The organism is Mycoplasmopsis columboralis (genome assembly GCF_900660675.1).
Taxonomy (GTDB): domain Bacteria; phylum Bacillota_I; class Bacilli_A; order Mycoplasmatales; family Metamycoplasmataceae; genus Mycoplasmopsis; species Mycoplasmopsis columboralis.
In genome coordinates this window covers 584815-597719 of the sequence record NZ_LR215039.1, presented here as the reverse complement: position 1 = coordinate 597719, position 12905 = coordinate 584815, and the positions used below count along the sequence as shown (strand labels likewise).

Here is a 12905-nt window from a genome sequence, read left to right as displayed (position 1 = left end):
ATCGGTTATAATTAAAATATGAAAGAATTTACACTAATATCAAATGCAAAAAAACTAAAACTGTTGTCAAAATCTATTTTTTGGACAATCATTGTTGAATTTATCTTTGAAGTTATTTTTGTCATAGCATTGATTGTTTTTGCGCTCTCGATTGCACAAAATAAAGATGAAACACTATTAAACCCTGCTAAGAAAATTTTTTCAATTGTCGGATTGGTTTTTTCAACAATTATTTTGGTTATTATTTTAGGATTGTCAATCTTATTACTTAAACCTTATCAACACCTTAAAGAAAACGCTTCTCAAGAAGTTAAAGAAAAGAATAACTTCATTCTCAGCAGACCAGCATGAATGCTTTCAGCATTTACTGCCACTAATCTTGTATTTAAAATTGTTTTATTTATTTTCCCAGTAAGCTATGTACCAATAGTTTTATTGATTTTCACTATCTTTATACTTGTTTACTCATTAAAAGCTATAAGATTTGCAAATCAAGTCATAGAATTTGAAAATTCAAAAGAACAAAACTACTCAGAAATTCAAAATTAGTGAATTTTTAAATTTAAATCTCAATCAATTGACAGTTTTTATTTTAAAACCCCACATGCGGGTTTTTATTAATGTGTTTAAGTTAAATAATTCAAATAAATTAGAATTGTTTATAATTAAAAAATGAAAAATACAAACACGATTGAACATGCTAAAAAAGTAAAATTCTTTGCTAAAATTATTTTGTCTCTTGTTGTTATTGAAATTGTGTTAGAAATCATTTCTATAATCATCAACTTAATTTCAAGATCTTTAAATACTGAAAGTGAATTAAAATCAATATTAAAATCTATTAACGAAGTGTTACCAATACTTAACTACAGCTATTCAATAAGTATGCTAATCATTAGTTTATTTTTATCTTATTTTTGATGAAAATCCCTTAAAGCAATTAAAGTGAACACACCAGAGGAAATCAGAATTAAAAATAAATTTTTATTTAATTATCCAATCTGATTTTTGTCTATGTTTATTTTAGCTGATCTTGTTTTAGAATTACTAACATACTTTTTGCATATACCTTATGGATCAAGTTTTGCATTTGTTGCCTTTATATTTGTAATTATATATGTAGTTACTTCAATAAAATTAGCAAATCAAATCATCAAGCACGATCATTTGCATCAAGGCGAAAATTTAAAATCTGAAGTTTAAAAAATAGGTCTTTAACTAATGGACCTATTTTTTAATTTTGAACATATTCAAATACAATTTCGTATTCTTTATCTAATAAAACAAAGGAGTTTACTTTTACTTTAGCTCGAAATTCAATTACATGTTTATTTGTGTTTGAAAGAGATTTGCTAACTATTACTATATTTGAAAGATCTTTTAAAAAAGGTTTTGAATTGTCGGGTAAATTAAAATCAAAATCATCAACAGTCAATTGATCAAGTTCCTTGTTTTTAGAATCTTCTTTTAATTGAGTTTTCAAATATGTACCCACTACTCTTTGTGATAATCATTGAGATATTTTAGCTTCTCATTGTGGAGTGTTTAGTTTTCATATTTCGCTTTTTTCCTTTGGTGTTTCTTGAATTTCTAAAATATCTTCTAAATTATTAAATCCGTTCAAAATACCTAGTAATGCAGTAGATGTGTAATCGGTAGCAATAAATTTATCAAATCTTAAAGGATTTTCGACAAAAACATTATCAGTTGTAAGTTCTTCAGACGGTATTTGAGATTCTAAAGGATAAACTATATGGTCTTTTTTTGGTATGTAAATGTGTTGATCATTATCAAAAGGGTTTGTGTATTTTAACTGAGTTGGTTTAGTAATAAAATTTTCTAAAACTCATTCGCTATTGTAATTAGAGCCAGGGTGACCTTTATAAAAAATATTGTATTGATCAGCATAAGTATCGGCTAAGTAAGTAATGTAATTTAAATCACTTTCGAAATCACTTCCTACTACTAAAAGAGATTTTTTACCATTTTGCTTAGCAAACGAGTTAACAATATCTCTTTGTTCTTGTCAATTTAAACCAGTAATAGATGATCAATGAGTCATATATCTTTTTTTATTAATATCTCTTGCTGAGAAAATATAATCTTTAATTTCTTTATGTGTAAGATTAGAATTTTTTGGATCGAAAAAGTTATAAATATTTTTAAACCCATGAGATGTATATTTTGATACAGCACTAGGATCACTGAAAAATATATTAAAACCAGCATAAAAGGTAGGAATGAGATACTGTGTATCCCGATTTATTTCTGTTAAATTATTTTCAAAAGCATTGTTTTGCTCGTTAAAATAGCTTTCTTTGTCAACTGATTGATTTTCAAAATTATCAAAAATATAATTGGGAAGAATTTTTGAATCCTCAAGTCCATTTATTAAAACGTTCGAATAAGAAGAAAGTAATGGAAGCCCCGGATTATTTTTTAAATGATCTGCATTAATTCAAAGGTTAATTTTTTTATCTGGATTATCAATAATTATTTTTTGAACTCTTTCAAGAATGTCTCAATACAATTCATTTGAATATTCCAATACAGAAGATTTTTCACGGATTTGTTCTTCGTTAATAGAATCTACAGTTCTTAAATGTTTTAAAAAGTTTTCCAAATAATTTTTATTAGTTTTTCTCTGAAATGAATAAGATTTGTTTCAAATAGCAAAATGAACTTCTTTTTTTGAAAGCATAGCCATTCTTAATAAGTTGTAATAGGTTTGAACACCATTTGAAGAAAAATATATGTTAATATCTGCTTGGTCTTGAAAATCAAGAACATTTGTATAGTCTGTGAGTTGTTTTTGTTGATATTCTTTTTTCTCTTCATAAATTTTATTTAAAGGATTTAGACTTTTTATTGAATAGCTTCAACCATTTTTGAACTTAGATAAAATAAGCGGAGTTGAAATAGCTGAAGTGATCGCAACAGCAGCTAAAACAACACCAGCGAGAGTTAAAAATTTCTTTGATTTTTTCATATGCGTATTATAAATTAATAATATGCAAACAAAAGAGTAATTTATTTTGTTAAAATATATACATTATTAACGAGGGTGTCCGTTACGGGCTGAGAAATACCTAAGCTGATCAAGGTAATGCTTGCGTAGCTAAGTTAATTTCGCATTATTGCGATTTTTCAGCAAACCCCTTTTTGAAGGAGTTTTTTTATGTCAAAAATAACACAAAAAATTAAACAATTATTTCTTGTTTTAACACTAGCAACACCGTTTATGGCTGTGTCTTGCTTTAATTCTTCAAATTTAAACGAATGAGATCAAGAATTAACTATTTATGCACCACAACCCAATCCCGGATTTAGTGAAGAAGACAAAACAAATTGAGAAAAAACATTGACTAATTATTTTAATGAAACAAAAAATAATATTAGTTCATTAAAAAATAAACCAAATGTTAGTGTGAAATTAGAATTTGCTTCTGATCGAAGTGCTCTTTATCCAAAGTTTTTAGCAAACAATTCTACTAATGATTTTGTAATTATGAGTTATACAGATTTAGTAGATGTATCAGAAGAAGATTTGCTTCCTTCGGTTGCTCAAAGTCAAACAATTAAGTTTTTATGAACACCTGATAAACCGGTTCATTTTGAAAATAAAAAGGAAAATGATCCTTTGTATTTAATGGCACAAAATGCTAACAAAATTCAATTAGAGAATTCCAATTACGGTACATATCCGCTTGATTGAATTAATAATGAGAAAAAATTAAAATGAGATGGTTCTAAATACGAAGTTTTTTATAAATTGGGATCATATACCGAAAATTATTATGGTTCTATTTTAATTTCAGGTACTGAAGAACAAAGAGAACAAATAAAACAAGCTTGAATTAATAAAGATTGAGATACTTTTAGAAGTTTTGGAATCGTTTTTGATTCTTCTGATTCATTAGCAAAGTTTAATTTACCAGCTTCACTAATTGCTAAAAACTTTAATTTAAAATATTCAGATATAGTTAATTATTTAATTAAACAGCCTAATGATTTAGTTAGTTTAGGTAATGTACCTGAAAGTTCTTTAGGAGTTCAAACATCTACAGGTAAAGTTTATAGAATAGCTTTTGAGTATGACGGAGTGTTTAATTGAACACCGCCTACATGAACTCCTGATTCTGCATCTAAAAGCTATAATTTTAAACCAACAAATTATCCAAATGAGCAAGTAAGATATCTCACAATGAGTGGTCCGCTTCTTTACGATGCTGTTTTAGCACGTAAAGGGATTTCAAAAGAGCAAATAGATATATTTGCTCAAGCTTTAGAAAAACTAACTTATGAAGAGAATACCTATGGTATTTATTCAGGTTTTAATAAGTTTGTAAAAATGAGCGACAAAGAACTTTTAACCAAATATAGTACATTAAAGGAAATGCTAAAACATGAGTAATGTGATAGAGTTTCAAAATGTAACTATAAAAGTTGATAACATGAAGTTTTTTAAAGACTTAAATTTAGCAATTCCCAAAAATAAAATGGTGGCTATCATTGGTAAATCTGGAGCAGGAAAAACCACATTAATTAATACAATTGTAAGAGGCCTACCAATAACAAAAGGCGATATTAAATTATTAAATGAAAGCATTAAATGCTCAAAAAAGAAATGAAAAAAACTTATTTTAAATGTTGCATACATAACTCAAGAACCTAATTTAATAGAGACAGATTCTGTTTATGCAAACGTTAAAAGATCAATTAGATCCTATTCAAATAAGTTTTTTGAATTTTTTTCAATAATAACCAAAAAACAGCAAAATGATATTTATGAAACATTGGAAAGTCTAAATATTTTAGATAAAACTTTTTTAAGAGCACAGCAACTAAGTGGCGGAGAAAAGCAAAGAGTAGAAATAGCAAAAGCACTAATTCAAAAAGCAAAAGTTTTGCTAGCTGATGAACCCACATCTAATTTAGATTTTCAAACAGCTGAAAATGTGATTAAAAGCTTAAAAGAAATATCTTTTAAATTTGATTTGTCGACCATAGTTGTTATTCATGATCTTAATTTAGCTTATGAATACTTTGACTTTTTTGTGGTAGTAAATAATCAAAAAATATCAACTTTTATTAAAGAATCTACAAGTTTGTTAGAACTAAAACAAATGGTGATTGATAATGATTAGTAGAGAAAATAAGTTTTGAAAATTTAAATTTTCTTCAAAAAATCAATCAACCACCTGAAGGTTGCAAAATTATTGAAAATGATTTTTATTTTTGATTGTAATTGCTTTAGTTTTATGAGTTGTTTTTACTTATGATTACAAAACAAATAGTTCATATGGTCTTGAAGTGTTTAAAAACAACATAAAAAAACTTTTTATTTTTCAAGATCAAAGCACATTTAGAGATGGTGGCAACTTGTGATTTAAATCACTGAGTTATCTGTGATCTAATTTAAAACTAGCAATATCAGGAACTTTCATAGGATTTATTTTTGCTTTAATCTCTTCGTTTTTAGCTAACAAAAATTTTGTAAATAAATATGTTGCGTATATTGGAATTTCTTTGATTTTTGTTTTAAGAGCATTGCCGGAAATTGTTTTTATTACTCTAATAAGCCGTAGTTTAGAATCAGCAGAAGCTGTTTTATTTTTAGTTTATATTTGATTTTCTTGATTATGACTTCATAAATACTTTGCAGAATTATATAAAGACATTGATTTGAAGTTTTATTTTCTTTCAATTCAAATGGGGAATACAAAAATTAAATCATTTACCAAGGAAGTGTGACCTAAATTCAAAAATAAAGCATTATCATTGTTCCTGTTTTCGTTTGAATCAAATATTAGATGATCTTCTCTTTTATCAAGCTTAGGTCTTATTGGTATTGGTTTACTTACTGAGCACGCCACAAAAGGGGGTGGAAGTAAAATTTCCGAACTTTTAATACCTTTAATAGTTCTTGTATCTTTTATTTTATTTATTGAATTGCTAAATTATGTGCTCGCAAAATATGTTTTTGTACATTTTTCATTTAAGTTTAGCAACAAGAAAAAAAACAAAAAATTGTTCTTAAAAAGCTGACAAAAATATTTGATTGTTATATTTGTGTTAAGTACTGTGATTTTCAGCATTTGAACATCATCTACTTTAAATTATTCATTTTTAAAAAACAACTTCTTTAATGCATATTTAAGCAATTTATTTAAACCCGATTATAGTGTGTTTTCTTTAAATGAATTTTCTATAGAAAAAAATCTAATTTTACAATCATTTCAAACTTGAGCTCACGCATTTTTCGTGTTTGTAATTATGTGTTTTTTTGTTTTTTTAATCTTGCCATTTTTGGTACACAGTCAACAAAGAAAGATTACTGTAATATCTTTTCAAACTTTAATTGTGATTTTTCGAACCGTACCAGTTATTGTTTTGTTTTACATTTTTAGTGTATTGTTTAATTCTACTGCCTTGGTGGTCTTATTTTTATTGGGGGTTCATAATAGCTGTTCGTTTTTAAAACAACTTTCTGAATACGCAAACAACTTAAATCAAACAAAGATTAATCAACTTAAATTACTAGGTTGAAATAAAAGACAAATTTATTTCAAACATATTCTACCTTGCTTAAAAATTCACATCATCACACTAAGCACTATTTATTTTGAAATTATTTTTAAGAGTGTTATTTTGTATAGTTTCTTATCCACAACAGAGTTCTCTTTAGGAGGATATATGTATTCACATTTAAATGCTAAAAGTTACAATCCCAATAAAGCTTTTGCTTATATGTGACTTATAGTTTTAAATATTTTAATTTTGAATACTATTAATTATGTGATTATAAGAAAAACCAAATTTAACACACCGTTGTTTAGCTTAGATCTGTTAAAAAGGAAAAGTTATTTTCTTTTTAGAAAAAAGTTTTAAATACCTTTTGAATTTATCCGAATATAATTTAAAAGTTATCTTTAGTTGTTAAACAATTAAATAAAAAGATGTTTATTCAATTGCACAAATAACAGCTTCTATGACTTAGTATAAAGTTTATAACAGTAAAGAAATTTAGGAAATTTATGATTAATGAATATTTATTTTATATCACTATTGGTATATATATTGCTTATGCTGCTTTTTTTGCATTTATTGCGTACAGAAATAGAGATTTAAAACTAGTTAGAACAGTGTTTTGATTAAATAAAGAAAAAATAAAATACCTTGTGAAAAACGATATTAGCGTTGATTATAGATATAAAAAAGGATATGAACTAATCAAAACACATATTAAAGAAAACCAGAAAAAAATTATTCTACCAATTCTGTTATTAGGTTTTTTGGCAATGTTGATTTTTGGAATTTGTATATTTGGATTAGTTTATGATGATAATAACACGGTGTTTAATTGAAGAATTTGAACCCCATTTCTAATAAGTTCAATTTCCTTACTATTTATGCCTGCTGGAATGTTTTATACAATGGATTTTTATTTTAGAATTTTTGAAAAGAAATTTAGCAACATAAAAGTGGAAAATAAAAATTTGATTCCTTCTGATTTAAAAGTGTTGGATACTCCTATTAAATCTAATGTCCTTATTATAGGAAAGTGAACAGGTTATAGTTTAAATATCAATTCATTGGAAAGATTATTTAACCAAAATAGCTTAGATGTAATTTACTTTACAGCTGTAGAATGTGAAAATTTTGGTTCAAAAAATAACAAGAAAATCGGAGACTATAAAAGTTTATATTTAAAAATACACGAATTACAGGATAAATATAATTAGTGCAGACAAAATGTTTGTCTGCTTTTTTATGCCTTTAAATAAAAAATAAATCAACACGATCATCTTACAGATCAATTTTTATATAATAAAATAATGTTTTGTAGTAACTTTAATACTAAATCAAGATTCAGAATAATTACTGTTTTATATCTAATCGTTTTTTTAAATTATTTTACTCAACTAATAATGTTCTTAGTTATTTCGTTATTTATGTTGTTCTTTTGGTCTAAAAACGACGAGAAAAACATCAAACTTGTTGAGTATATTCCTGAAGCACCTATATTATTATCACAATTTTCCTTAATATTTTTTGTTTGTTTTATTACCTATTTTTTAAAAAAGATAGAAGGAAAATTTTGTAAAGAAAAGGAATTGTCTGAAATAGACACAAAATGAGATGGTTACACAGTTTTTAGACAAAGTCCTATCATAAGTATTATGGCATCTGTTATGTTTTTAATTTTTAATACTGTAATAATTTATTTCTCATCAATTGTTTGATTAATTATATTTTGAAATATCTTAATCCCTTGATGAATAATACCAGCGCAAATATACGATGCAGGAATAATCTTTATATATATTGCTTTCTTTTTGTGAATTCCAATATGAATTCCTCGTTGAATTTTCATATACTGATGTTATATAAATAATAAAGAACGGTTCAATCATATTATGACAAGAAAAACAATACTTTCTGACTCAGAGGAAGACCTAATAAACAATAAAAACGAAACAGACGAAGATGAAAACAAGACAGAATAAAATCTGCCTTGTTTTTTAGAACAATTTCATTTGATCTGTGTCGTCTAAATGCTTCAATACCCCGAGTTTTTCAAGAGTATCTAACAATGTTTTGTTAATTGTGCTTCTTTTTGCAAAGTCCTCTTTTGAAATAAATTCTTTTTCAATTCTGGCTTGAACTATTTTTTTAGCAACAGCTTCTCCAAGCCCTTTTACAGCTGAAAAAGGAGGAATAAGTCTTTTGTTTAATTTGTCAATTACTCATTCTTTTTCTAAGGATTGTTCTAAATTAATATTAGCAATCGAGAATCCTCTTGCGTACATTTCGCGCACTGATTCTAAAGTTGTGAGTAATTCATCATCTTTAACTTTTTTATCATTTAAAGATAAAATTTCTTTAATTTTTTTATTAATTTTGATCGCTCCAAAATCATCCACAATTGTTTCAACATCAAATTCTTCAACCCTAGTTGTTAAAAAAGTTGCATAGTATTCAAGTGGATAATATAGTTTAAATCAAGCGATTCTTCACGCCATTAATACATATGCAGTAGCATGAGCTTTAGGGAACATGTATTTAATTTTTTGCATACTATCAATGTATCAATCAGGGACATTGTGTTTTTTAAGTTCTTTAACTTCTTCTTCAGTAAGTCCTTTACCTTTACGAACTTTTTCCATGATTTTGAATGAATATAATGAATCAACGCCTTTTTGCATTAAGTAAACCATAATATCATCACGACAAGAAATAACTTCTTTAATGGTGAAGTTGTTGTTTTTAATTAGTGATTGTGCATTATTAGCTCACACATCAGTACCATGAGATAATCCTGAAAGAGAAATTAAATCAGCAAAACTTTCTGGTTTAGCTTCTTTTAACATTTTACGCACGAAGTTGGTTCCAAATTCAGGGATACCAATAGCTCCAGTTTCTTCTTGACCAATATCTGAAGGAGTTATATTTAACTCCTTAGTAGAGCTAAAAAGAGACATAACACGAGGATCTTTTTTAGGAATATCTTTTCTAACATCAATGTTAGTTATTCTCTCTAGCATTCTAATGGCTGTAGGATCTAGGTGTCCTAAAATATCAAGTTTTAAAACATTATCATGAATGGCATGGAAATCAAAGTGGGTAGTTTTTCAATCAATAGATGTATCATCAGCTGGATAATTAGCGGGAGTGAAATCTTCCACATCAAATTCTTTAGGAATAATAATAATTCCCCCTGGGTGCTGACCAGTAGTTCTCTTTACTCCTTCAATTTTAGTTGAAAGAAAGTCAATGAAATTTTGAGAATAACCAAAATTAAATTCTTCTTCCATTTTCTTAATATATCCATATGCTGTTTTACTTTTTATTGTTGATATTGTACCAGCTCTAAATGTGTGTGAATCTCCAAAAAGTCGCTTAACTTCGTTATGAATTTCAGCTTGGAATTCACCAGAAAAGTTTAAATCAATATCAGGGACTTTATCAGCGTTAAAACCTAAGAAAGTTTCAAAAGGAATGGTTTGACCATCTTTATCTAACACAATATTACAATTTGGACAATTTTTATCATCCAAGTCAAAACCTGATGATATTGAAGAATCTTCGACTAATTCAAAATATTTACATTTATTGCAAATATAATGTGGAGGAAGTGGATTAACTTCAGTAATTCCGGCCATGGTTGCCACCAAAGAAGAACCAACACTTCCTCTACTTCCAACTAAATAACCGCTATCTGTACTCTTTTTAACTAACTTATGAGAAATTCAATAAATAACATCAAAACCGTACTTAATAATAGGAGTGATTTCTTTTTCTAGTCTTTCAGCAACAATTGTAGGAAGAGTCTCTCCATATTTTTCTTTTGCGGTTTTATAAACTAATTCATAAAGTTTGTTTTTAGAATCATCAAATTTTGGTGTATACAAATCTCTTTTAATTACTTCAATATCATCTTGAACCATCTGTTCAATTTTATGAGTATTATTAATAACAATATCTTTAATTACATTAACATCACCAATAAAAGAAAACTCATCTAACATTTCTCTGGTAGTTAAATAATGAAGTTCTGGCAATTTTAAACTTCTTTGATTTTCTTTTCCTGAAGGTAACAGGAAGTGTTTGGTATTTCCGATCCCTGTTGAATAAACTAATGATTTGTAAAAGATTTGATCCTCATGATTTTCGTATCTTGCATCCGAAATAGCAACAATAAGTTTATTTAGAGACTTAGCATCATCTACAAGTTTCTTTAATGCTAGTTCAATTTGTAGCAATGTTAGTCCATCTTCAGAAGTGAGATTTAAAAAAGCTCGTGGATGAGGAACTTCAACATAATCAAAATTACCTTTGTTTCAAATTTCTTTTTGATCTTGTTCGCTACCATATAAATAAGCATTAATTAATGGACTTCTAACTCCTCCAGTTCCAATTAAGATGTTCGGAGATTTTTTTATATCTTCATAAAAAAGTTTAGGACCAGCAAAATATCTTTGAGTTAGTGTAAAGGTAACTAAAGAAAAAAGTTCTTTTAATCCTTGTTGATTTAAAACCAATACACTAATTTGATGATCAGCAAAAAGCTTATTATAAAAATTAGAATCTAAAAACAAAGATAAATCAGTTGTTGTGAATACATTATGTTTTTTTAATTCCTGAATTGCCATAATTCAAGAATTACCAAGCACTTTAGCATCGTAATCAGCACGGTGAGCTTCATCAACATTGTATTCAATTGATAAATAAGAAGAAAATTCTTCAAGTCTATGTCTTTTTTTAAGTGGGAAAAGTAGTCTTGACACCATCAAAGAATCCATGTAAGTTGTTTTGGGTAATTCAAAACCAAATTCAATGAATTTTTGAATTAAGAAGCCACGGTCAAACTTACAGTTATGTGCAATAGCCACACGATTATTTAAAATTGAGTAAATACGCTTTAAACCTTCTTGTTGCGAAAGACCTTGAGTTTGAAGCATCTCGTTTGTAATTTTAGTTAACCCAGTAGTGAATGCTGAAAGTGGTTTTGTTGCTTTCATGAAAAATTGATACTCTTCAACGATTTGATTATTTTTAATTAACACAGCTCCAAATTCAATGATTTCTCCAAATCTGGCTGACAAATTAGTAGTTTCAATATCAAAAGCTACATATTCTATATCTTCTAAGTTTTTGTGTTCGAATTCATTTAAAAATACATTGTTAGATTTATCAATAACATTAAATGAAGAACCGTAAATTGCTTTTATACCAGCTTTAGAAGCAGCATGATAAAATTCAGGAAATGATTGAACCCCGTTAGAATCTAAAACAGCAACAGCTTTATGACCAAATTTTTTAGCTGTTGAAACAATTTGTGATGGACTCATTATTCCGTCCATTGTATTCATTTTAGTTTTGGTGTTTAATTCAATTCTTTTTTGTTCTTCTTCATCGGTTCTTGAATTTTGTGGGGATTCTGTTTTGATAATTTGTGAAGCTTTGATGACTTTTTGAGATTTATCAAAACTTTCTGATACAGCACCATAAACATCAATTCAATCATTAACATTGTATATTTGATCAGAAGAAAGTTTTTGGTTTTGAAAAAATGAAACTTCAATAGCGTCTTTATAATCAGTGATTCAATATTTATAAATCACGAAGTTTTTTCGATCGATAATATCTGTCTTATAAACTTGACCAGAGCAGTTTATATTAAACCGTTCAGGAATTTCTTCAAGTGAGTTAATTTCTTTAAGTGAGATTTTCTTAAAGTTTTTGTTGTTTGATAATCATTTTGTTTTTTTAGCGTTAAACACATTTTTTGAAAAAGAATCACTTTTAGTTGATTTTTCGCCCAAAAGTAAGCTTTCTTGTTCAATAAAAAAACTTTCTGGTTTTACTTCTTTTTGAATTTGAATTTCTAATTGTTTTGCATCAAAAAAGATTTTACTTAAGTTTAATGTTAAAAATTGTTCTTTCAAAAACTGAATTATCTTAGTTAAAGTATCTTTTAAAGAAAGATCAGAATAAGTAAATATTCATGTTCGAGTTTCAAAATCAAATTGCAAAATTGAAGAGTCTTTATAAGTTTGAGCAAACTCTCTAAAATCTTCATTGTGTAGTAAAAAATAAAACACATAGTCTTTGATTTTAGAATCTTCAGGATAATAATCATCAACTGAATAAGAGGCATTTAGTATTAAATCATCAAAATTTTCTATTTTGTGCTTAAGAATAGCAAAATCGCTTAAACTAGGTATATTTTTAAAACAAATTGTTAAAAAAGCACTTTTTTGATCCTCGCTAAAAGTTACTTTATTGTCTAAAATATAAGCGTCTTTTATGGTTTCTAAATTACCCAATTTAGAATGTTTGGCAAAATTATTAAACGATATATCACTGTAAAACTCTTTTGTACTCATTTTTTCTCCTAA

At 26.9% G+C, this 12905-nt stretch carries 8 protein-coding genes; 6 read left to right on the top strand and 2 right to left on the bottom strand.

Annotated features, from left to right (window positions below):
* The first annotated feature begins 18 nt into the window (after positions 1-18).
* A complete protein-coding gene (locus tag EXC45_RS02350) occupies positions 19-549 on the top strand; it encodes a hypothetical protein (protein ID WP_036434775.1) in 531 nt (176 codons plus the stop codon).
* Positions 550-672: 123 nt separating this feature from the next.
* Complete coding sequence (locus EXC45_RS02345; protein WP_036434774.1) at positions 673-1203, top strand: hypothetical protein; 531 nt, start codon at positions 673-675, stop codon at positions 1201-1203.
* 31 nt (positions 1204-1234) lie between these two features.
* Here the strand turns inward: EXC45_RS02345 and EXC45_RS03995 are convergent, their stop codons facing one another.
* Positions 1235-2989, bottom strand: a complete 1755-nt coding sequence (locus EXC45_RS03995) for a hypothetical protein (protein WP_051616980.1) — start codon at positions 2987-2989, stop codon at positions 1235-1237.
* Positions 2990-3178: 189 nt separating this feature from the next.
* Between EXC45_RS03995 and cypl the strand changes: the two genes are divergently transcribed.
* From cypl to EXC45_RS02320, 4 genes are all read left to right on the top strand, one after another.
* The gene (gene cypl / locus EXC45_RS02335; protein ID WP_051616979.1) at positions 3179-4414 is read left to right on the top strand and encodes an ABC transporter thiamine pyrophosphate-binding lipoprotein p37/Cypl; all 1236 of its coding nucleotides are present in this window, start codon (positions 3179-3181) and stop codon (positions 4412-4414) included.
* Complete coding sequence (locus EXC45_RS02330; RefSeq protein ID WP_036434772.1) at positions 4407-5147, top strand: ATP-binding cassette domain-containing protein; 741 nt, start codon at positions 4407-4409, stop codon at positions 5145-5147. The genes cypl and EXC45_RS02330 overlap by 8 nt, the downstream gene beginning before the upstream one ends.
* A complete protein-coding gene (locus EXC45_RS02325; protein WP_051616978.1) occupies positions 5140-6891 on the top strand; it encodes an ABC transporter permease subunit in 1752 nt (583 codons plus the stop codon). Before EXC45_RS02330 ends, EXC45_RS02325 begins: the two co-directional genes overlap by 8 nt.
* A 146-nt stretch (positions 6892-7037) precedes the next feature.
* Entirely contained in the window at positions 7038-7745 is a 708-nt protein-coding gene (locus EXC45_RS02320; protein ID WP_036434770.1) for a hypothetical protein, read from the top strand.
* Positions 7746-8525: 780 nt separating this feature from the next.
* Here EXC45_RS02320 and EXC45_RS02315 read toward each other — a convergent pair.
* Positions 8526-12893: a PolC-type DNA polymerase III gene (locus EXC45_RS02315; RefSeq protein ID WP_036434768.1), complete on the bottom strand. Its 4368-nt coding sequence runs from the start codon at positions 12891-12893 to the stop codon at positions 8526-8528.
* Positions 12894-12905 lie beyond the last annotated feature (12 nt).